At 53.6% G+C, this 22168-nt stretch carries 19 protein-coding genes; 11 read left to right on the top strand and 8 right to left on the bottom strand.

The window, feature by feature from the left end; all coding sequences use genetic code 11:
• Positions 1 to 64: 64 nt before the first annotated feature.
• The 5 genes from QZ516_RS00410 (at position 65) to QZ516_RS00390 (ending at position 3248) form a co-directional block, all read left to right on the top strand.
• Positions 65 to 457 carry a DUF423 domain-containing protein gene (locus tag QZ516_RS00410; protein ID WP_297184730.1) on the top strand — a complete coding sequence of 131 codons (393 nt, stop codon included), beginning with the start codon at positions 65 to 67 and terminating at the stop codon, positions 455 to 457.
• Between the two features lie 8 nt (positions 458 to 465).
• Positions 466 to 1152 (top strand): tRNA (guanosine(46)-N7)-methyltransferase TrmB, encoded by a 687-nt coding sequence (trmB, locus tag QZ516_RS00405; RefSeq protein WP_297185504.1) that lies wholly within the window; start codon positions 466 to 468, stop codon positions 1150 to 1152.
• A 107-nt stretch (positions 1153 to 1259) separates the two neighbouring features.
• Positions 1260 to 1916: an isoprenoid biosynthesis glyoxalase ElbB gene (gene elbB, locus QZ516_RS00400; protein WP_297184728.1), complete on the top strand. Its 657-nt coding sequence runs from the start codon at positions 1260 to 1262 to the stop codon at positions 1914 to 1916.
• Between the two features lie 10 nt (positions 1917 to 1926).
• Positions 1927 to 2445, top strand: coding sequence for a TIGR02444 family protein (locus QZ516_RS00395; RefSeq protein ID WP_297184726.1), 519 nt, complete (start codon positions 1927 to 1929; stop codon positions 2443 to 2445).
• A gap of 50 nt (positions 2446 to 2495) precedes the next feature.
• Entirely contained in the window at positions 2496 to 3248 is a 753-nt protein-coding gene (locus QZ516_RS00390; RefSeq protein WP_297184724.1) for an FKBP-type peptidyl-prolyl cis-trans isomerase, read from the top strand.
• Positions 3249 to 3360: 112 nt separating this feature from the next.
• Here the strand turns inward: QZ516_RS00390 and rsd are convergent, their stop codons facing one another.
• From rsd to gshA, 6 genes are all read right to left on the bottom strand, one after another.
• On the bottom strand, positions 3361 to 3837 hold the full coding sequence (gene rsd, locus QZ516_RS00385; RefSeq protein WP_297184723.1) for a sigma D regulator: 477 nt from the start codon (positions 3835 to 3837) through the stop codon (positions 3361 to 3363).
• Between the two features lie 102 nt (positions 3838 to 3939).
• The gene (locus QZ516_RS00380) at positions 3940 to 4647 is read right to left on the bottom strand and encodes an LrgB family protein (protein WP_297184721.1); all 708 of its coding nucleotides are present in this window, start codon (positions 4645 to 4647) and stop codon (positions 3940 to 3942) included.
• Positions 4644 to 5003, bottom strand: coding sequence for a CidA/LrgA family protein (locus tag QZ516_RS00375; RefSeq protein ID WP_297184719.1), 360 nt, complete (start codon positions 5001 to 5003; stop codon positions 4644 to 4646). Before QZ516_RS00375 ends, QZ516_RS00380 begins: the two co-directional genes overlap by 4 nt.
• Positions 5000 to 5479 carry a disulfide bond formation protein B gene (locus QZ516_RS00370; protein WP_297184717.1) on the bottom strand — a complete coding sequence of 160 codons (480 nt, stop codon included), beginning with the start codon at positions 5477 to 5479 and terminating at the stop codon, positions 5000 to 5002. Before QZ516_RS00370 ends, QZ516_RS00375 begins: the two co-directional genes overlap by 4 nt.
• A 25-nt stretch (positions 5480 to 5504) precedes the next feature.
• Entirely contained in the window at positions 5505 to 6086 is a 582-nt protein-coding gene (locus tag QZ516_RS00365) for an ACP phosphodiesterase (protein WP_297184715.1), read from the bottom strand.
• Entirely contained in the window at positions 6083 to 7669 is a 1587-nt protein-coding gene (gene gshA / locus QZ516_RS00360) for a glutamate--cysteine ligase (RefSeq protein ID WP_297184713.1), read from the bottom strand. Before gshA ends, QZ516_RS00365 begins: the two co-directional genes overlap by 4 nt.
• Before the next feature lie 222 nt (positions 7670 to 7891).
• On the opposite strand from gshA, the gene QZ516_RS00355 reads away from it, so the two are divergent.
• Positions 7892 to 9289 carry a UDP-glucose/GDP-mannose dehydrogenase family protein gene (locus tag QZ516_RS00355; protein ID WP_297184711.1) on the top strand — a complete coding sequence of 466 codons (1398 nt, stop codon included), beginning with the start codon at positions 7892 to 7894 and terminating at the stop codon, positions 9287 to 9289.
• 22 nt (positions 9290 to 9311) lie between these two features.
• Here the strand turns inward: QZ516_RS00355 and QZ516_RS00350 are convergent, their stop codons facing one another.
• Positions 9312 to 10118: a UDP-2,3-diacylglucosamine diphosphatase gene (locus QZ516_RS00350; RefSeq protein WP_297184709.1), complete on the bottom strand. Its 807-nt coding sequence runs from the start codon at positions 10116 to 10118 to the stop codon at positions 9312 to 9314.
• Between the two features lie 221 nt (positions 10119 to 10339).
• Here QZ516_RS00350 and QZ516_RS00345 point away from each other — a divergent pair, with 221 nt between their 5' ends.
• Genes QZ516_RS00345 through QZ516_RS00335 form a run of 3 tightly spaced genes read left to right on the top strand, consistent with a single transcriptional unit; the run spans position 10340 to position 15087 of the window.
• Positions 10340 to 11494: an efflux RND transporter periplasmic adaptor subunit gene (locus QZ516_RS00345; protein ID WP_297184707.1), complete on the top strand. Its 1155-nt coding sequence runs from the start codon at positions 10340 to 10342 to the stop codon at positions 11492 to 11494.
• Positions 11491 to 14613, top strand: a complete 3123-nt coding sequence (locus QZ516_RS00340; protein ID WP_297184705.1) for an efflux RND transporter permease subunit — start codon at positions 11491 to 11493, stop codon at positions 14611 to 14613. Before QZ516_RS00345 ends, QZ516_RS00340 begins: the two co-directional genes overlap by 4 nt.
• 12 nt (positions 14614 to 14625) lie before the next feature.
• Entirely contained in the window at positions 14626 to 15087 is a 462-nt protein-coding gene (locus QZ516_RS00335) for a DUF2721 domain-containing protein (protein ID WP_297184703.1), read from the top strand.
• A 75-nt stretch (positions 15088 to 15162) separates the two neighbouring features.
• Here QZ516_RS00335 and QZ516_RS00330 read toward each other — a convergent pair whose 3' ends face one another.
• The gene (locus QZ516_RS00330; protein WP_297184701.1) at positions 15163 to 17133 is read right to left on the bottom strand and encodes a sigma-54-dependent Fis family transcriptional regulator; all 1971 of its coding nucleotides are present in this window, start codon (positions 17131 to 17133) and stop codon (positions 15163 to 15165) included.
• A gap of 469 nt (positions 17134 to 17602) precedes the next feature.
• Here QZ516_RS00330 and QZ516_RS00325 point away from each other — a divergent pair, with 469 nt between their 5' ends.
• A complete protein-coding gene (locus QZ516_RS00325) occupies positions 17603 to 19747 on the top strand; it encodes a hydantoinase/oxoprolinase family protein (RefSeq protein WP_297184699.1) in 2145 nt (714 codons plus the stop codon).
• 70 nt (positions 19748 to 19817) lie between these two features.
• On the top strand, positions 19818 to 22145 hold the full coding sequence (locus QZ516_RS00320; RefSeq protein WP_297184697.1) for a hydantoinase B/oxoprolinase family protein: 2328 nt from the start codon (positions 19818 to 19820) through the stop codon (positions 22143 to 22145).
• Positions 22146 to 22168 lie beyond the last annotated feature (23 nt).

The raw sequence follows: 22168 nt of genomic DNA, 5'->3' as shown, positions 1-22168 counted from the left end.
CGATACCTGAAAAGCCGCGGAAATCGCGGCTTTTTTATTGAAAAGCGTTTTTCTGGAGAAACGAATGAAACTATTGGCAGTCTGTGCGGCAATCTCGGGATTTTTGGCCGTAGCGCTGGGTGCGTTCGGAGCCCACGGATTGCGTGGCTCGGTGAGCCCCGAGATGCTGGCTGTCTGGCAAACAGCGGTGTTATATCAGATGTTTCACGCCCTGGCGCTATTGGCTCTCGTCGTCGCAGCCCTGCGTCAGCCATTGCGATTACTGGAGGTGGCCGGTTGGTTGATGGTGGCGGGAACCCTGTTGTTCTCGGGTAGCCTCTATGCCCTGGTGATTACCGGGTTTACGGCCCTCGGCATGGTGACCCCGTTTGGTGGGCTGTTGTTTATGGCAAGTTGGGTGGTGCTGTCTTTTGCGCTGATTCGACTCGTTACCATGGCGAGAGGCAGCGGAGAATAGGGTTGGAAATCAGGCCGGAGTTTAAAAAGAAGTCCATTCGAAGTTATGTGGTGCGGGCCGGCCGGATGACGGAGGGCCAGCGTGCTGCTTTCGAAAAATACTGGCCCGTTTACGGGCTGAGTCTGTACCAGGGCCAACTGGATGCAGATACCACGTTTGGTCGCGAGGCCCCGCGGGTACTGGAAATTGGTTTTGGTATGGGCGATTCGTTGTTGACCATGCTGCAGACAGAACCGGATAAGGATTTTATTGGTATTGAGGTGCATCCGCCGGGGGTGGGGCGCCTGATCAATAATACCGGCAAACTGGCGTTGCCAAACCTGCGGGTGTATCTGGCCGATGCGAACGACGTTCTGGCCGATTGCATTGCCGGCCACAGCCTCGACCGTGTTCAGATTTACTTTCCGGATCCCTGGCACAAGAAGAAGCACAATAAACGACGGTTGATCCAGACGGCATTTGTCGAGCAACTTCGGGACAAGCTGAAGCTGGGGGGCATGCTGCATTTTGCAACGGACTGGCAGCCCTACGCAGAGCATATGCTGGAGATAATGGAGGCGGTCAGTGGCCTCGAAAATGTGGCCGGGACCGGCCATTACGCGCCGCGTCCGGACTACCGGCCCACCACCAAATTTGAGCAGCGCGGTGAACGCCTGGGTCACGGCGTTTGGGATTTACTGTTCCAGTCAGTCTGAAGGCCGGGAGGGGATGGTGGGAATCCATCAGATGGCTGCCTATACTCCCGGTTGGTACTGAGATACATCCATGCATTTGAGTCGTGGAAATTAGAAGGAGGTAAGTGATGAGCAAGCGAGTGGCAGTAGTTCTGTCCGGCTGTGGCGTTTATGACGGCTCAGAAATTTACGAAAGCGTGATTACCCTGCTGAGTCTTGACCAGGCTGGTGCGGAGGTTCAGTGTTTTGCACCTGATATTGAGCAATTGCATGTGATCAATCACGCGACGGGTGAAGTCGCTGAAGGTGAGACCCGCAATGTGCTGGTGGAAGCGGCAAGACTGGCCCGAGGTGACATCAAAGAACTGGCGGAAGCCAATGCCGATGATTTTGATGCGGTCATTTTGCCCGGAGGCTTTGGCGCTGCCAAAAACCTGTCCGATTTCGCTGTCCAGGGTGCGCAGTTGAGTGTCCGCGAGGAGCTCAGTAACTTTATTCATGCCATGCACAACAGCGGTAAACCGGTTGGGTTGATGTGTATTGCACCGGTGATGTCGGGTGTGCTGTTTGGTGCTGGAGTAAAGTGCACTGTGGGTGATAACCCCGAGATTGCTGCAGCCATCGAATCCACCGGTGCCGAGCATCGGACCTGTGGTGTCGGCGATATCTGTATCGATGAAAAGAACAAGTTGGTTACCACGCCCGCCTATATGCTGGCCGGTCGCATCAGTGAAGCGGCCACGGGCATCAACAAACTGGTGGACGCAGTATTGGCAATGGCTTGAGGTGTGGGCTTTGAACCAGTTATCGGGCAATCCCTTCTGGGACTATTCGCTGGTTCACTACGGTCGCCCGGAAGTGGCCCGGGTGTGTCTCGAGCTACAGGAAAACGTCGGCGCCAATGTCAATCTGGTCCTGTTCTGTTGCTGGCTCGGCAGTTTCGGACAGGTATTAACTGTCGCGGATCTGGATGAGGTGGAAGAGGTCATTCAAGATTGGAATGAACAGGTCGTCGAGCCGTTGCGTGGTGTTCGGCGTTTTGTGCAGTCGGAATTCGCGGGCTTCGCCGATCAGGAATGGCCGCTGGAAGTTAAGCAACTTGAACTCAAGGCCGAGCGAGTTGTCCAGAATGGGCTGTGTAACTGGTGGCGGAAAAAAAGCGGCAGCTCAATGGACAGCGCCGATAGCGGAGAGCTGGGTGTCAGGCAACAACTGCAAAATCTGAATCTTTACTTGAGCCGTACAGGCGACGTTGCAATAAATTCCGGAAGTCCACTGGTTTGGCCGGTGGTTTCGGCAAAGCTCAAAAGCTGAATTTACGTTAACATAACACTTAAATTGATTTTCCATACAAGGTACTGATTATGAAAATGAAATATCTACTGCTGGCTTCGACGGCCATTTTTGCCCTTGGCGCCTGCAGTGAAAAGCCCCAGACACAGCAGACAAGCGATCAAGATCAGGAGCCGGTTCTGGAAACGCAATTACAGAAGTACAGTTATGTCATTGGTGTGGATATGGGTGGCCAATTGGCGATGGGTGGTATTGAGCTGGACCGCGAAACCTTCGCCGCGGGTCTGGCTGACGCACTCGATAATCGTCCTCCGCGTATTGATAACGAAGAGCTGGCCGAGGTGATTGAAACCTTCCATGCGGAGCAGCAGGCCAAGCAACAGTCATTAAATGGTGAAAAGCAGGCAGAGATGGCAGAAGCAGGAGAGAAAAATGCCGCTGAGGGGAAGGCCTTTCTTGCTGCCAACGCCAATAAAGAGGGTGTGATTACCACTGAAACCGGCCTGCAGTACAAGGTCATTACTGCCGGTACGGGCGCATCGCCTGATGCCAACGATCAGGTCTCCGTGGAGTATCGGGGGACGCTGGTTGACGGTACTGAGTTTGATGCCTCCGAGAAACACGGTGGTGCGATAGAGCTGAACGTCGGACAGGTGATTCCAGGTTGGACTGAAGCACTGCAGAAAATGCAGGAAGGGGCCAAGTGGGAGCTCTACATACCCTCCGATCTTGCCTACGGTCCAAATGGCACAGCTGGACTGATCGGCCCCAATGCCACACTGATTTTTGAAGTGGAACTGGTCGAAGTGATGGGCCTCGATTAATTCGAGCCCAGTTTTGTCCGGTCAATCAAAAAAGGCCCTCATGGGCCTTTTTTATTGGTGGTCAATTCGGTAATGACGTACGAAAATTTTCCGATGCCATTGGCCGGGCATGCTAGTTGTCTTTATGGGATTGATCGTGATGTGCAGAATGCAGGACTTCGATCATGCAGTCCTCGGCCTCGAGCCGCGACTCAATGGCTTCTCCCAGTGTGGACAGATCCGCTGCCAGAGAGGTGAGGTCATCGGTCTCCAGATACTTGTCATTGAAGTCAAGGATCAGCTCTGTTGTAGCATCAATTGTCTCCAGCAGCCCGTTGGCGGCCTCCAGTGCGTCTTTATCCCGATAGCTGTTACCCTCACGGATCAACTGATCGTAAATTTCAAAGTGGCCTGCAGAGGTGTAGTCCACAAGAATTTCAAAAAAGGTTTTGACCTTCTTGCCCTGTGAGGGATCCTCGCTACTGAAATGGCGGATTTCGCCCAGCGCACAGAAGCGAACCAGCATCTCCTGCCGCTCCTCCAGCCACTGATCGATCAGCTGGCTGACACCCCCCCAACGTTCCTGGGCCGACTTACAATTCTCTAGCATAAACAGTGCTGCTTGTGATTATTGGAATGCACCAAGCATAGGGAAACAGTCTGTGTGTGGCAAGCACACATTGGGCGTGCCCGGCCACAATAGCTGTCAGGGCTAATTGAGGAAAAAAATGACCAGCCACGGCAGGCTGAAAGCCGTCAGCGCGCCTGTCATGCCGAGTCCCAGGCTGGCGAAAGCGCCGCAACGGGCGCTGATTTCAAAGGCACGGGTTGTCCCGACCCCGTGCGCACAAATTCCAGTGACAAAGCCGATGATGCGGTCATCCGTAATGCCCAGCCAACGAAATATCAGGGGACCCATCACCGCCCCCACCACGCCGGTAAAGACAACCACCCCGGCAGTCAGTGCCGGCAGACCGCCAATCTTTTCCGACAGGCCAAGGGCGATGGGTGTAGTGACTGACTTGGGTGCCAATGAAATCAGTGTCTCCACGGAGCCACCCAGTAACCAGGCGATGATCAGGGCACTTGCCACGGCAAAACTGGCACCAAATATCAGCGTAATGATTAGCGGCCTGAACAGTCGACTAATATGATGAAATTGCTGGTGCAGCGGGATGGCCAACGCAACGGTTGTGGTACCCAGCAAAAAAAAGAACAGTTGATTGGCCTCCCGGTATTGGTCGTAATCAATATGGGTGGCGACCAGCATGGCACTTACCATTAACGGACCGGTAACCAGCGGGTGCATCAGTGCCTGTAGGGTGGGCCGACCCCGATTGAGCCGATACAGCCAGAGAGCGGCAGCGAAAGCAACAAAGGTCAGTGCCAATAGCAGGATAGTGCCCAGCCACGCTGTCATGGGCGATCGGCCTCAGCGGGCATCAGTTTTTGCATCAACAGGGCAGTCAATAGCAATGTTAGCAAGGTTGCCAGAACAATGGCCCCGGCGATGGGGAGCCATTGGTTCCGGGAAATGTCGGGCAGAAAAAACAGGCCGGTGCAGGCGGGCAGGAACATCAGAGACAGCCAGCGGATAAGCGAGTGGCCCGTTCGCCCCAGCCAGGCCGGTGTTTCCGTGTGGCTGAACTGCAGTGCCAGAAATAACAGGACCATGCCGATTACCGGGCCGGGTACCGGTATCCCGGCGATGTGACTGATCCCCTCACCAATGCCCTGAAACAGAACCAGTACGGCGAGTCCGCGCAGCAAGTTCACCGGCGGCGCACCATTTGCCACACACCCAGCGCAGCCAGCAGGAGAAAACAAACCAGAGCCCAACCGGGAATGCTGAGACCGAGAAACAGCCATTGTACCTCGGCACAGTTGCCGTCACCGCGCAGCAGCATGCCCAACGCATCGCTGAATTTGAAAACGTCAAACAGGTATTCTACCGGCGGCCCGCAGGCGGGAACCTGCTCCTCCGGCAGGTGTTGCAACCAGAGCTGTTTGCCGGAGAAAAAACCACCTGCCAGTGCGCTGAGGGCGGTGAGAGCACCGTAAAAGCGTGTGTGCCGGTGATGAAGAAATGCCAGCAGGGCGATAAGTCCGGTGGCTATGACGAATACCCGCTGGGTGACACAGAGGTAACAGGGAACCAGTCCCATCATGTGTTGCATGTAAAGGGCGATCAGGATCAGCAGCGTGCAGCCGAGAAAGATCACCAGATTGGTCTGTCTGGTCGTCGGTATCATTGGATTATTCCCTTCAGGAGGCCATTCATTTTAGACGTTGGGTTTCAGTAAACTCAATCAACAGGGGGAAGATCTGGTGAAACTCATTGGACAATAACCGGTAGTCCCGCTGCAGTTCCGGGAAAGCCCGGTGAAGGGGTACCGGTGTTTTAAAACGTTGACCGATGCGTTCCAGCATATATTCCAGATTTTGAAACTGTGCGTAGTTTTCAAGCCAGTTTACCCGGGGCGCCACTTCACTGAAACGTTTGGCTCCGTCCGGTAAAATCTCTGCATAAGCGGACAGGTCGCGGTAAAAATCCTGGCAGAAGTCTGTGAGGGGACGATGGTGATACCTCGACCAGTTGTCGGCCAGAAAGTGGTCGTAGCAGAGGTCGAGCAGTATTCCGCCAAAACGCCGGTAGGGTGGTTCGAAGCGAGCGATGGCAGTCCGGACCGGCGGAAGATTGTCGGTAAAAACGTCTATTTTTCGATGCAGTAAAATCCCCGCCTCGATCGCTGGCGGGTAATCTCCCCGGAGGGGCCCCTTGACGAAATCACCCAGTAATCCACCGATCATCTGTTCCGGACATTGGCCTGCCAGATGGATATGGGCGAGGTAGTTCACAGCAGAAAATCATACTGTCGGTAATAATCGGCCAGAAACTGGTCAAAACTTCGGTCATCGCGCTGCTCAATCTCCTGTTGTTGTCGCAGGGAATCGCGGGCCAGCTGTTGGTAGTGTGCCTCAGTCTCCCGGTCCAGCGGCGTGTCCAGAAAGTATTCGCGGTGCCGGGTGGCGTATTTCATGGCGACGCGAAAGAATGTCTGGTTAGTGCCTGCCATTTCCTCCAGCATCCGGGCGGAGGGGGTCAGAGAGGGGTCCTTCAGCCGGCGGCGGAGTGACAACAACGTTTTTTGGTAACGGTCATCGCCATGGTGATCATCCAGCATGTCAGCCACTGGTGACATGTCGGCAAATATGGCTTCGGCCCACTCGACAAGTGATCGGTCACTTCCGCCATCCCGGAGGGTGAGCTGAGGATCCCGTCCCCGATAAACCGTGCACCGTTGATTATCCAGAATATTTCGGTATTCCTGGTCATCGGTGTCCGGACTGTTGGCCAACAGACAAGTGAGCAGAAAAATATCGAGAAAATCTATCTGCTCACGATCAATGCCCAGTGGTTGGTAAGGGTTCAGGTCAATACAGCGCACCTCGATATACTCAACACCGCGCTCCCACAGGGCCCTCAATGGTGTCTCTCCGGTGTTGGTCGTTCGCTTTGGCCGAATGGTGCTGTAAAACTCGTTTTCAATCTGCAGTAAATGGGTGCTCAGTTGATGGTACTCGCCATGGCGGTCTTTGAGTCCTACCGATTCGTACGCCGGATAGGGTTTGACCAGCGCACCGCGGAGGGTGGTCACGTAGCTGCGCAGATCGTTATAACAGACAATCAGTTGCTCCTGGGCCGTGCTTTGATAACCCAGATCGCCCATTCTCAGTGAGGTGGCGTCGGGTGCGTAGAGGCTGTGATCATCTTTGCCAAAGGGTATCAGGCGATGCTCGCGGCCCCTGACAAAGCTGCGACAAACCCCGGGCGATGCACCGAACAGATAGAGTAATAACCAGAAGTGGCGGCGGAAATTGCGAATCAGGGCAAAGTAGTTTTCAGTTTTAAAATCCTGCAGCGACTGGCCGGGATTCTCTGCCTTGCGCAACATCTCCCAGAGTGAATCCGGGGCTGAAAAATTGTAGTGGATACCGGCAATCGTTTGCATCAGACGGCCATAGCGGTGGCCCAGACCGACCCGGTAAACACTTTTCATTTTGCCGATATTGGAGGTGCCGTAATAGCCCACTGGAATATCACTGTCGCCACTGAGCTGGCAGGGCATACTGTTGGCCCAGAGCAATTCATCGCCAATCCTGTGGTAAGTGAAGCGGTGGATATCCTCCAGGGTTTGCAGCACCAGGTCGGCATCACTGGAAGGCGGGGTAATGAATTCCAGTAACGCCTCTGAGTAATCCGTGGTGATTTTCGGGTGGGTCAACGCAGACCCCAATGCCGGCGGGTGGGGGGTCTGTGCCAGTTTGCCGGCCGGTGTCACCCGTAGGCTCTCTTTCTCAATACCCCTGATCATCCCGGTCAGGAGCTGTTCCCCGGTCGCGGCAGTCAGCAGGGCCAAACGGTTTTTTAGTAGCGGCAAGTTAAATTCCTTATCAGGCCAAGATCGTTTTCTTGTCTTCCCCGGCAAGTAGCACCCGGCAGAGCAAAGGTTTGAAAGTTGATAGTTTACGGCCAGCTAAGTGTAACTGAATTGCCGCCATTGCAAGAGCCCGGGGGCTGTCACAAAACCCCAAAAAAAATGCCATAAGGCTGTCATGCCACAGTCACACCATGAATCCACTCAAATGATGGGGTGTGTGGAATGAGAGTGACGGTATTTGGTGGAGGCTATGTGGGGTTGGTGACCAGTGTGTGTCTTGCCCATGTTGGCCATCAGGTTTCCTGTATTGATCAGGATGCACTGAAGATAGATGCGTTGCGTCGAGGGATAGCCCCTATTTTTGAACCCGGTCTGGAGGACTACCTGGTAGAGGCGCAACGGGAGGGATCGTTGATATTTACGACCGACGCTGCCGAAGCCGTGACCCACGGTGAAGTGATTTTTATCGCCGTGGGTACGCCCTGTGATGAAGATGGTGAGGCGGACATCCGGCATGTGCTGTCAGTGGCAGATACCATTGGCGAGTATCTGCAGGACTCTGCCGTGATCGTCAATAAATCCACGGTGCCCGTGGGCACAGCCGATGAAGTAAGGGCCCTGGTAGAAAAGAAGCTCCATCATCGTGCGCTCGATATACCCTTTGACGTGGTGTCAAACCCCGAGTTTCTGAAAGAAGGTGCAGCCATCGGTGATTTTATGAAGCCGGACCGGATTGTACTTGGCACTGGTTCCGAGCGGGCTACCGGCATTATGCGGGAACTTTATGCGCCGTTTAATCGCAATCATGAAAAGTTGATGGTCATGGACGTGCGCTCAGCGGAACTGACCAAATACGCTGCAAATGCGATGCTGGCCACCAAAATCAGTTTTATCAATGAGATAGCGAATCTTGCCGAATACCTGGGTGCCGATATCGAAAAAGTTCGTCTGGGCATTGGTGCGGACCCCCGCATTGGCTACCATTTTATTTACCCCGGTTGTGGCTACGGTGGCTCCTGTTTTCCAAAGGATGTTCGTGCCCTGCAGGTGACGGCTGAAAAGGTGGGTTACCGCACCCCCCTGCTGTCGGCGGTACAGCAGGTCAACAGCGAGCAGAAACAGCGGTTGTTTGAGAAGCTCTATCATTACTTTAATGGTGACCTGAAGGGGAAAACCATTGCCGTGTGGGGGCTGGCATTCAAGCCTCGAACCGACGATATGCGCGAGGCCCCGAGCAGGGTGCTACTGGAGTCTCTCTGGCAGCATGGCGCCCTGGTACAGGCATACGACCCGCGTGCCATGGAAGAGTGTCAGCGCATCTATGGCGATCGCGACGACCTGGTGCTGGTGGGCACCAAAGAGTCTGCGGCGAAAGGTGCCGATGCGTTGGTGATCTGTACAGAATGGAAACACTTCTGGGCCCCTGACTTCGTGGCGCTTGCCGAGAAAATGAATCGACCCATGATTGTCGATGGCCGCAACCTGTTTGATCCCAGGCGGGTTGCCGAAGCCGGTTTTGATTATCTGGCGATGGGGCGGACGGGTGTCGTGAAACAGCGGGTCAACAGTGACCCTGCAGTGATAGGGGCGCGCAATACGCTGGCGCAGGCAGTGACCTGATTGTCCATGGCGCCGTTGTCCTTCAGGAGAGCCGTGGTAGTGAATACGGTGCGCTGATCGTGCTGTCATTGGCCGCCTGATCGCATTTGATCGCCTGTTGCAGGTCACCCCAGTGAAGCAGCTCGAGTTTGCCCTGGCGATGTTCAACCAATGCTGTGCAGCTCTCCACCCAATCGCCATCATTGCAATAGAGAATCCCGTCGATCGTTCGGATTTCCGGTTGGTGGATGTGCCCGCAGACAATACCGTCAGCGCCCTGACGAATGGCTTCCTTGGCCGCGGCTTCTTCAAAAGCGATGATCGCCGCACGGGCATTTCTGACCCGGTTTTTGACATACTGCGCCAGCGACCAGTAGGGCAGCCCCCACCAACGTCTCAATATGTTGCTCCAGCGGTTAAAATGTAGCAGCAGGCTGTAGCCGGCGTCCCCCGCCAGGCGCGCAAACCGGTTGCACAGCACGGCATGATCGAACTCATCACCGTGCAGCAAGAGTAATTTTTTGCCTTCGTGGGTGGTGTGGACAAATTGCTGGTGTATCTCGATGTTGAGCAGCACGGTGCCAGCCACTTCTCTCATCAGATCATCGTGATTGCCCGGTATATAAATCACCCGGGTGCCGTTATTCGCCAGATCGATGATTTTGCGCAACACCTCGTGATGACTGGGTGGCCAGAGAAAAGAGCGTTTCATTGCCCACAAATCGACCACATCGCCTACCAAGTAGAGCCGGTTGGTGTGGGTTTTATTGAGGAAGTCCAGCAAGAAATTTGCCTTGCAGTCCCGGTAGCCCAGGTGAATATCCGATAGCCATATGGCGTTATAGTGCATAGCTGGCCTCACAGTTTTAATTACAGAACTTTGTCAGAAACTTAGTGGCCGCAGATGACCGGGGCATGGCATATTGAAGAAGCTTTGATGACAGGAGCTGTTTTGAGCTGTGATGGGTATATTCGCCAGATTACTACCCGTTTAGTTGCTGCAAGGGCCGGGATCTCACGCGATCCTGTGATAATGTCACTTTCCCCGATTTGAAGGATGATCAATAGACCATGGGTCGATTAAAAAGAGCGCTTGTTCCTCTGGTGATTGTGCTGGTGGCCATTCTGGTGGTGGTCGTACTGGCCGGTATCAGACCTGAGCCAGGCCAGCAGCCCCGGGTGGAACCGGTGCCACCAGAAATCCCTGCTATGAAGGCACGTCCAGTGCGTCGCCAGGTCAGTGTGCTGACCCAGGGCACGGTTAAGCCGAAAGTTGAAGTGGCGTTGGCCGCCCAGGTTGCGGGGCAGGTGATGTCTGTTTCCGCGAATTTTGTCGATGGCGGATTTTTCAGTGAAGGCGAGGTGCTGCTTCAACTGGATTCCAGAGATTACGATATCGAAGTCATCCGGGCATCCTCACGGGTCGCCGAGGCAGAGAAAACCCTTGCCATGGAGCGCGGACAAGCCAGGCAGGCAAAGCGAGAGTGGCGGGATTTGGGTAATAGAGAAGGCAACGCATTGTTTCTGCGCGAGCCCCAGTTAAAGGCGGCAGAAGCGGCCCTGGCGGGGACTAGGGCGGATCTCGAGCAGGCCCGTATCAATCTGGAGCGTACGACGATTGTCGCGCCCTTTGATGGTCTGATACGCCAGACACAGGTGAACCAGGGGCAGTATGTGAGTTCCGGCACGCAGGTGGCAGAGATTTTCGCGACACATACCATGGCGGTACGCCTGCCATTAACGGCGAGTCAGGCGTCGCGCTTGAGCCTGCCGCTCAGGCCTGAAGCCGACAGCCCGCTTCAGGTGACCCTGTCGGCGAGGTTTAACGGGCAACAGGCCAACTGGCCGGGCCTGCTGGTGCGGACAGATGCCACGGTTGATACGCGAAGTCGAGTCATTTACGGGATTGTTGAGGTAACCAATCCCTATCAGTATTCGCCACCTCTGGTGGCGGGTCTGTTTGTCAATGCGGAGGTGGCGGGCCGCTCCTTTGATGCAGTGGTTCGTGTGCCTCGCCAGGCCCTGTATGAGAAAGACCAACTGCTCGTGCTGGATGAGGAAAACCGGTTGCGTACAGGCTCTGTTCGGGTACTGCAGGTACTAGAGGAAAGCCTGTTGATCACGGGTATACCGGAGGGGCAGCTGATCCTGCTGGAGAGGCCGGGTTATATCGTGGAAGGGATGAAGGTGTCTCCAGTGCTTGTGTCGGCGCCGGACCTCCCATGAGCACGTCAGGTCGGGGGGTGATTCATTGGTGGGTCAGCAATCCCATTGCGGCCAATTTATTGATGTTGATGGTACTGGTGGGTGGCCTGACCAGTTTGCCGGACCTCGACAAGGAAATGTTTCCGAAAATACCGAGGGACGTGGTTCAGGTCGAGGTGCCCTACCCGGGCGCTGGGCCGCGGGAGGTTGAAGAGCAGATCTGTATTCGCATCGAAGAGCAGGTGCATGATCTGGATGGTATTGAGGAGCTGCGTTCGTTTGCCTATCAGGGCATGGGGCGGATTGAGATAGAGGTGGCCGACGGCCACGATACCCAGAAGCTGCTCAATGATGTGAAATCTCGGGTAGACGCCATTGATACCTTACCGGTTGATTCCGAGCGACCACGGATCAAGGAGGTGTTGGCAAGAACCCAGATTCTCAGCCTGGCTCTGGCGGGGCCGATGGCGGAAGCTGACCTCAAGCGACTTGCCGAGTCCATTCGGGATGAAGTCATCGGGTTGCCGGGCGTCACTCTGGCGGAAATAGGTGGCACACGGCCTGAAGAGGTCGCCGTGGAAATATCCGAGGAAACACTGCGCCGTTACCAACTGACGTTCGAGGACGTTGTTGCCGCCATCCGGCGTTCATCGGTCAATTTGCCCGCCGGTGAGGTGCGTGAGCAAGCGGGCGACATTGTCCTGCAGACCCGGGGGCAAGCCTACCAGCGGGAAGATTTTGAACGCATTGTGGTCTTGCGGGATACCGACGGTACCCAGGTTCTGTTGGGTGATATTGCCCGTATTAACGACGGTTTTGCAGAGCAGGATCTGGTATCCATGTTCAATGGCAAGCCCGCGGTATTTATCAATCTCTTCAATACCCGCAATCCCGATGTTGTGTCTTCTTCAGAGGCCGTCAGAGCTTATGTTGCGGAGAAGTTGCCCAGTCTTCAGCCGGGCGTCGAATTGGTGGTGTGGCGCGATTTGTCAGTTTACCTGGGTAGTCGAATTGATCTGCTGTCCAAAAATGCTCTCGGCGGGTTATTGCTGGTGTTCGGCCTGCTGGTGCTGTTTTTACGTCCGGCGCTGGCTTTTTGGGTGGCGGCGGGCATTGGTATTTGCTACGTGGGCACCCTGTGGTTAATGCCCTACCTGGGAATTAGCGTCAATATTGTCTCGTTATTTGCTTTTCTGCTCATCCTCGGCATCGTAGTGGATGACGCCATTGTGGTGGGTGAAAGTATCTACTCGCATCACGAGCGCGGTCTGAGCGGCAATGACAGTGCTTCGTTGGGGGCCCTGGCGGTTTCAAAGCCGGTCACTTTTGCTGTTTTGACCACGATCATTGTGTTTGTGCCGATGCTGCTGTTACCTGGTGATTCCAGCAAGCTGATGGCAGAAATGCCCAAGGTGGCGATTATTGCGCTGACATTTTCGCTGCTGGAGTCCTTCCTGATTTTGCCGGCTCACCTGCGCCATCTGAAACCCGAGAAAGAGGCCACATGGCTGTTTGCAAAATGGTTGCAGAGGGCGAGAAACGGGGCTTCCCGGTGGATGAAGCAGTTTGCGGATCATCAGTTCCGGCCGGCGTTGGAAAGTTGCCTGCGTCACAGCGGTATTACCATGGCGCTGTTTCTGGCGGTTCTGATTGTCATACTGGGGGTTTTCTTTACCGGTTGGTTGCGCGTCGCTTTTTTCCCGGTGGTTGAGGGGGAGTACCTGCGGGCATCAGCCGAGCTGCGGGAAGGTGTCAGTTTCGATCGCTCTCTGGCCGTTATGCGACAGATAGAAGGGGGCGTAGAGGGGTTAAAGCAGGAGCCTCTGTTGATTGGCGAGGATGGGCGCTCGGTCATTGAAAATCACTATGCCGAAAGTCGGGAAAACACCGTCTCGGTTGTTCTGGAGTTATCCAGTAACGAAACCCGCTCGATTTCGTCAAAGGCCGTGGCTGAGCTCTGGCAGAAACATATCGGGGCTGTTGAAAATGTCGAGGACTACCGGGTTGAATATACCCTGATGGGGCGGCCCAAGGAGATCAACTTGCTTCTCAGGGGCAAGCAGATTGATGAGTTGCGTTTGGCTTCGGTGGAAATTGAGTCCCTGCTGCTGGATTACCCCGGGATCTTCAATGTCTCCAGTTCGTTTCGTACAGCGAGCAAAGAAATCGAAATCAGTCTTAAAGACAATGCGGACACGCTCGGAGTCGGTTTGAGTGATATTGCCGGACAGTTGCGCAATGCATTTTATGGTGTCGAGGCTCAGCGCATTCCACGGGAGCGGGAGGATGTCAAAGTCATGGTTCGTTATCCTGAAGCGGAGCGAGCCCGGGTATCGTCACTGGATGAGTTGCGTATCCGGACGGATGATGGTCGTGAGTTGCCTTTCAATGCTGTGGCGGATATCACGTTTGTGCCGGGGTATACGGAGATCAAGCGCCGTGATCGCAAGCGAATGGTCGAGATAGAAGGTGAGCTGGTTAGTGGGGCCGCTTCTGCTGATGAGATCGTGGCAGTGTTTATGCGGGACCACTGGTCCGAGCTGGTGAAGAAGTTCCCGGGATTAACGCTGGAAATTGACGGCGCACAGAAAGATCAAAAAGCCTTTGAAATAGGCTTTTTACAGATGATGGCGCTGGCACTATTGGCCATTTATACCTTGCTCGCCGTGGAGTTCCGATCATACTGGCAGCCGGTTATTGTACTCAGCGCTGTACCGTTTGGTATTGCCGGAGCCATTATTGGCCACCTGTTGTTCGGCAAGGAAATCAGCATGCCCTCAATGATGGGAGTGCTGGCCGCCGCCGGGGTGGTGGTCAATGATAATCTTGTGTTGATTGATCGCATCAACCAGCTGAAAAAAGAGGGCTGGCATGCAGTGGATGCGGTTGTTCAGGGGGCCAGGGACCGCTTCCGGCCAATCGTGCTGACATCACTGACTACGTTTTTTGGCCTGACACCGATACTGTTTGAGCGCAGTGCCCAGGCTCAATTCCTGATACCCATGGTAATTTCGTTGGCTTTTGGCGTTTTGTTGGCTACTTTTGTCACTCTGCTGCTGGTGCCCTCGATCTATATCACGGGTGAGCGTATCAGGGTGTATTTCAGCGCGGGCCAGCAATCGATTGCGAGGAGCGAGTAAAAGATGAATTCGATGATTGAGATAACTGATCTGGCATTGATTATTGAATTGGCGGTTGCGCCGGTATTCCTGCTGGCGGGCATAGCGGGCTTTCTCAATGTTATATCCGGCCGGCTAAGTCGAATTGTTGATCGTGCCAGGCTCGTGGGTCAGCGGGAGATTCGCCTGAGTGACCCCGAACAGAAAGCGGTTTGCCAGCAGGAGCTTAAGTTTCTTTGGCGCAGGACCAAAGTCACCAACTGGTCAATTGGGCTTTGCACGGCAGCCGGATTGCTGGTCTGCGTATTAATTGTCAGTCTGTTTGTAGGCGGTTTCTGGCAGTTGCACATAGGCGGCCTGATTATCGGATTCTTTGTGTTGGCACTGGTGCTGTTAATTGTTGCGTTGATGTTGTTTCTCAAAGAGATTCAGTTGGCTATTCGCACCTTGGGGGTGGCCAGAGAGTTTTCCTTTGAGGATATGGGTGCCAGGTAAACGGACCTGTTTGCACCCTAATGAGTTTTACGCAAAGCGGCAGGGTTTTTCACAGAGAGTTTGTGAAAAGGTTATTCAGGCGCGCTTGATATTGTATTTTTTCAGTTTGATGTACAGGGTGCTCTTCGCAATGTTCAGCTGTTTGGCCACCTTTGTCAGGTTGCCGCCCTGTTCCCGAATGGATCGGATAATCACCTCTTTTTCGGCAAAGTCCAGGGGGTTGGCCACTTCTTCGCCTTCATGGCCCTCCAGATTCGCGGCGAGGAAATCCTTGGGGAGGTCTTCCGGCCCCAGTTCTTCGCGATCGGAGAGAAAGAAAGCGGCGGTAATCAGGTTGCCCAGTTCGCGAATATTGCCCGGCCAGCTGTGCTTCTCAAGCAGATCGAGCAGTGGTTTGCTGAGTCGTTTCTGGTCGCCGGAATGTTGCTCCAGCAGGTGAGCGAATATATTGTGAGCCAGCAGTGAGACATCTCCAGTTCGCTCCCGCAATGGCGGCACCGTCAGTGTCATTGAGGAGATTCGGTAGTAAAGATCCATCCTGAAGCGACCTTCCGCCACTTCCTGAGCCAGATCCCGGTTGGTGGCGGCGATCAGCCTGAAGTTGACCTTGCGCGGTCTGGTATCGCCTACCCGGCAGATCTCTGATTCTTGAAGTACACGGAGAAACATTGGCTGGAGGTCGAAGGGCATCTCGCCTATCTCATCCAGAAACAGTGTGCCGCCGTTAGCGGCTTCTATTTTGCCAATCATGCCGCCGCGACGGGCACCGGTGAAAGCGCCTTCAATGTGCCCAAACAGCTCGCTTGCCAGCAGATCCCTGGAAAGTCCGCCACAGTTGAGCGCAACAAACTCACCTGTGTTGGATGGTCCCTCTTCGTGCATCGCCCTGGCAAAAAGCTCCTTGCCAACCCCCGTTTCTCCCTGGAGCAGAACGGGTATGGGTGCTTTGGCCACCCGCTTCGCTTGCTGAACTGCTTTCAGGAAAGGGGCGCTCTGCCCTACCAGGCGGAAAAAACCGGTGGATTTAGAGGGGGGCGGGATAGTTGTCGGGTTGCCTGATACTCTCTGTGATGAGCGGGCGGGGAGAGGGATGACGGCCAGGTAACCAATTTGCTCTCCCTGGTGGGTGACAGGCTGAACCCATTGCTGGTCTATCTGATTGAGTGCGGTATCCTGTTCGGGAGTGTACGCCCCCTCACTGTTAAGTGTCAGAATGGGGTTGTATGGCGTCAGATTGATTCTTATGCCCCTGGCCGCCAGAACCTTGTCAGCCATAGTGTTGGTGCGAACCAATTTGCCATCCATATCAAACAGCAGTACGCCATCATTTCCTGAAGAAGCAAAATGATCAATAGTTGTGCCGAGCAGAAGATCTCTCTTTGCCAGTTTCAGTTGTGCAAACTGACCTTCGATTCTGCGAGCACCGGAAATGGCCAGTGCCAGACAGTAATCATGCAATGTGTTTTTCAAACCTGAAATATTCAGTGCACCAAGCAGGCGTTTCTCGAACGGGTCGCGAATAACGGCCGCAGAGCAAGTCCAGCGGCTGATGTTTTCGCAGAAATGTTCAAAGGCGTGCACCTGCACGGGTGCGCCGATGTTGAGTGCCGTACCAATGGCATTTGTTCCCGCTGCCTGCTCGTTCCAGTTGGCACCTGGGATTAAACTGTAATTGTTGGCCAGTTCCAGTGTGTCGGGATCCCCTTCGTAATCCAGTATCATCCCGGAGGGTGTCACAAGGTGCATGATGGTGCCGGATTCCGCCAGTAATTCTTTGGCCTCGCGCATGATGATTTCGGATGCGGAGAGCAGTTCCCTGTGCTGTCGCCTGATACCCATCAGTTCTTCACCGCTGAGTTCCAGTGCCCGTTTTGCAATTAGCGGATCAACCTGACTCGTCACGCAGCGCTGCCATGAGGCTTCGATGACGGACCGCACGGTATTGTCCGGCAGATTGCCGTCTGTCAGAAGCTTCTCGCGTGCGGAAGCGACTCGCGTCGGGTGCGAAACGGCAGTGGATCCCTTAAGGGACGGTTCATAACTCATGACACTCTTATCTCACCGGGTTGTTATTATGGATACATAGTCGTTGTACGATTATAGGACGTTTCTGGATTTTGGGCCTTATTAAATATAATCACGTTCAAGCCGTTCAATTACAAGTGGTTTGCAATAATGGTCCAGGTGACGCTAAAGCCCTGGTTTCTGTTGGCCGGGTGGCCCACTATAGTCAGCAATATCGTAGACATGAACTGTTAAGCCGTGTTTTAATCTAGTTCGATTAATGTCCGGCCGGCGACTGATATTCGAACGATTATAACCAGTTGTTGCTAAACATTAATTTGATATTTCTTATAACATAATAAAATTTAACAATAAATTTTTATTGGCACGACTATTGCTATAGTCGTATGCGAGGGCACCTCAGTCCCCGAATGATTTGTAGTGTTAACTATAAGAAGCAGATCAAAAAGGTGGGCAGGGGTAGAAGTAATCAACATAAGAGGATATACACTTGAATGATTTAACCAATCCCGTTGAAGTTCTGGGTATCGATGCCGGTGGCACGATGACCGATACTTTCTTTGTGCGTGCAGATGGCACCTTCGTCGTCGGTAAAGCACAAAGTGACGTCGATGAAGCCAATGCAGTGCTGACGTCCAGTGCTGACGCACTGGCTCACTGGGACAAAACCCCTGAAGAGGTTTTTCCGCAAATGGTCACCTGCGTATTCTCTGGTACTGCGATGCTTAACCGCGTTGTCGGCCGCAAGGGTCTGCGTACTGGTCTGATCGTAAGTAAAGGCTTTGAAGACTTCCACCGCATGGGGCGTGCTATCCAGTGTTACCTGGGTTATGCGTTTGAAGACCGTCTTCACCTCAACACTCACCGTTATGATGAGCCTCTGGCCCATATCCATGACACTCGCGGTGTTACCGAGCGTGTTGACTCCAAAGGCGGCGTGGTAATCCCAGTCCGTTTGCATGAAGCCCGTGAAGCTGCCCGTGAGCTGATCGAACAAGGCTGTAAGGCGATTGTGATCAGCTTCCTGAGCTCTTACCTCAATGGTACTCATGAGCGCGCTGTTCGCGATGTATGTCTTGAAGTTGCCAAAGAGATGGGCGTTAAAATCCCAGTATTTGCTTCCGTCGATTACTACCCGGTTCGTAAAGAAACTCACCGTACCAACACCACGTTGTTGGAAGCCTACGCTGCTGAGCCTTCTCGCGCCATTCTGGCTAACCTCAGCGATCGCATGAAAGACATCGGCGCCAAGTACGATGTACGTGTAATGGCTAGCCACGGCGGCACCATCAGCTGGAAAGCGAAAGAACTGGCTCGTACACTCGTATCCGGTCCTATCGGTGGTGTTATGGGTTCTCGTTACCTGGCTGAGCAGCTCGGTTACGAAAACGTTGCCTGTTCTGACATCGGTGGCACCAGTTTTGATATGGCACTGATTGTTAAAGGTAAGGTGTCCATGCACCAGGATGGCGATATGGCCCGTCTGGTACTGTCCCTGCCGCTGGTATCTATGGATACTATTGGTGCAGGTGCCGGTAGCTTTGTGCGTATCGATCCCTACAGCAACTCTCTGAAACTCGGCCCTGATAGTGCCGGTTATCGCGTGGGTACTTGCTGGCCTGCTGGTGGTGTTGACACAGTGTCTGTAACTGACTGTCACATCATTCTCGGTTATCTGAACCCCGACAACTTCCTCGGCGGTATTCTGGAGCTGGATGTTCCACGTGCGCGTCAGTGCGTGAAAGACCAGATCGCTGATCCGCTTGGTATGTCCCTGGAAGATGCTGCAGCGGGTGTTATTGAGCTGCTTGACCTTTCCTTGCGTCAGCATTTGCGCGCCATGATCAGTGCCAAAGGTTATAGCCCCAGTGATTTCGTATGCTTCTCATACGGTGGTGGTGGCCCGGTTCACGCCTACGGCTACACCATGGGCCTCGGCTTTAAAGAAACTATCGTTCCCGCTTGGGCTGCTGGTTTCTCTGCATTTGGTTGTGCGACTGCAGACTTTGAATACCGTTACGATAAGAGTACAGATATCGGTATCACCAAAGACTCTACGACCGCTGACAAGCAGGAAGCCGTCGACACTCTGGGCGCTGCCTGGAAAGAGTTGGCCGACAAGGTGATGGAAGAGTTCAAAATCAACGGGTTTACCGAAGACGACGTTACTCTCACGCCCGGTTATCGCATGCAGTACCTGGGTCAGTTGAACGACCTGGAAATGAACTCTCCGCTGACTCAAATCGGCACCCCGGAAGACTGGGATAAACTGGTTGCAACGTTTGATGAAACCTATGCTCGCGTTTATGCCGATGCCGCTCGTTCTCCTGAACTCGGTTTTGGTGTAACGGCTGCTATCATGCGTGGGTCTGTTGAAACCAAGAAGCCAAGCATTCCTTCTGAGCCAGATGCCGGCCCGAATCCTCCAGCTGAAGCAATAACTGGAACGCGTCCGTTCTACTACGGCCGTAAGTGGGTCGATGCGAAGCTCTACAAAATGGAAAATCTGCTGCCAGGCAACAGAGTGACTGGCCCCGCAGTAATTGAGTCTGATGCGACCACATATGTAGTCCCGACTGGCTTTGAAACCTGGTTGGATGGACACCGTCTGTTCCACCTGATCGAAGTTGAATAAATAGCAAACATCTACTAAAGATAACTGCTAACGTCGATTACATAGACGAAAAAGATACAGAGGAATAATTATGACTATTATGAAAAATGCGTTGGGTAACACCCCGGGCCTGTTGCTGAAAAACGGCCTGACCCTAGACGACCACCGTAATGCTGTTCTGGAGCGTACAACCAAAACTGGTTTCTATAACGCTCTCGAAAAGCTTGAGTTCAAGGAAAAAGATCCAATCGGTTACGAGCGTATCTTCTCCAAAATTCGTGCGGGTTTGGTTAACTCACGTGAAGTGGCCAAGAAAATTGCTGCTTCGCCTATCGTTGAGCAGGAAGGTGAACTTTGTTTCACCCTGTACAACGTGGCCGGTGACTGTGTTGCCACCTCTACTGGTATTATCATCCACGTAGGTACCATGGGTGCTGCGATCAAATACATGATCCAGAACAACTGGGAAACCAACCCCGGTATTGCCGATGGCGACATGTTCACCAACAACGATTGCCAAACTGGTAACGTTCACCCCTGTGATATCGCAACCATCGTACCTATTTTCTATGATGGGTTGTTGGTAGCTTGGGTCGGTGGCGTAACTCACGTAATCGATACAGGTGCTGTGGGTCCGGGCTCCATGTCCAATGGCCAAATCCAGCGTTTTGGTGACGGTCTGCAGATCACCTGTCGTAAAACAGGTGTCAACGACACCCCGCTGCGCGACTGGCTGCACGAAAGCCAACGTGCTGTTCGCACGACCAAATACTGGATTCTCGATGAGAAAACCCGTATTGCCGGTTGTCACATGATCCGCAAGATGCTTCTCGAAGTTATCGAAGAAGAAGGCGCAGAAGCTGTTGATAAGTTCATGTACGAAGTGGTTGAAGACGGACGCCGTGGTCTGGTTAGCCGCATCAAGGCAATGTGTATACCTGGTAAGGTGAGAACCGTTGCTTTTGTCGACGTGCCCTACAACCACCCGGATGTCCATGTACCGTCCACTTTCGCAAGAATGGACTCCATCATGCACGCCCCTTGTGAAATCACTGTCAATGGCGATGGCACCTGGCGTCTTGACTTTGAAGGCTGCAGTCGCTGGGGCTGGCACACCTATAACGCCAACCCCACTGCGTTCACCTCCGGTATCTGGGTAATGATGACCCAGTCTCTGGTACCTACAGAACGCATCAATGACGGTGCTCGCTACGCGACTACCTTCCGTCTGCCCAAAGGCACCTGGACCAATCCGGATGACCGCCGTACAGCTCACGCTGACGCATGGCACTTCCTGGTATCTTCCTGGAGCTCCTTGTGGCGCGGTATCAGCCGTACTTACTTCGGTCGCGGTTACCTGGAAGAAGTTAACGCCGGTAACTCCAACCCTTGTAACTGGCTGCAAGGCGGTGGTGTAAACCAGGACGGCGAAGTTCACGCTGTTAACAGCTTTGAAACTGCTGCTTGTGGTACTGGTGCCTGTGCTGTTAAAGACGGTCTGAACCACGCTGCTGCGATCTGGAACCCCGAAGGTGACATGGGTGATATCGAGATCTGGGAACTGGCTGAACCATTGCTGTACCTGGGTCGTCGTATCAAAACCAACACCGGTGGTTACGGTAAGTACCGTGGTGGTTTGGGTTATGAAACCCTGCGTATGGTATGGAACTCTGCCGACTGGACCATGTTCTTCATGGGTAATGGCTACATGAACAGTGACTGGGGCCTGATGGGTGGTTATCCTTCAGCTACCGGCTACCGTTTTGAAGCTCACAACACCGGTTTGAAAGAGCGTATCGCCGAAGGTAAATCTCTGCCGCTTGGACAGGATCGCGATCCTTCACTTTGCGAGTATGAAAAACACCTCGGACCAAATGCTACTGTTAAGCGTGACAAGCAGTGCATCACCACTGAAGACATGTACGACAATGGTGACCTGTACTTGAACTATCTGCGCGGTGGTCCTGGTTTTGGTGATCCCCTGGATCGCGAAATCAAAGACATCGAAGAAGACCTTAACCAAAACTTCCTGCTGGAAGAGTTTGCTGTGAAAATCTACGGTGCAGTATTCACCAAAGATGACGAAGGTGTTTACTCACTCGACGCAGCAAAAACCAAAGCTCGCCAAGCTGAAATCCGCAAAGAGCGTATTGCTCGCGGTGCCCCAGTACGCGAGTGGATGGAAACAGAGCGCGCCAAGATCATTGATAAAGATGCGTCTTTGCAAGTTCAGCAGATGTTTGCGTCAAGCTTCTATCTGTCGCCCAAATTCCTTGGCGAGTTCAAGGAGTTCTGGGATCTTCCTGCAGATTGGGAACTGCCTGAAGAAGAGCTGGGTACCCCGATGTACGGTGCAAGACACACCATGGAAATTGGTGAACTGCCTGACGTCCACCCAGTGATCATGACAGAAGAATAAGGTATTAATCTGCCTATGAACGG

The sequence above is a fragment of the uncultured Porticoccus sp. genome (assembly GCF_913061305.1).
Taxonomy (GTDB): Bacteria; Pseudomonadota; Gammaproteobacteria; order Pseudomonadales; family Porticoccaceae; genus Porticoccus.
This window is presented reverse-complemented; position numbering and strand designations above follow the sequence as displayed.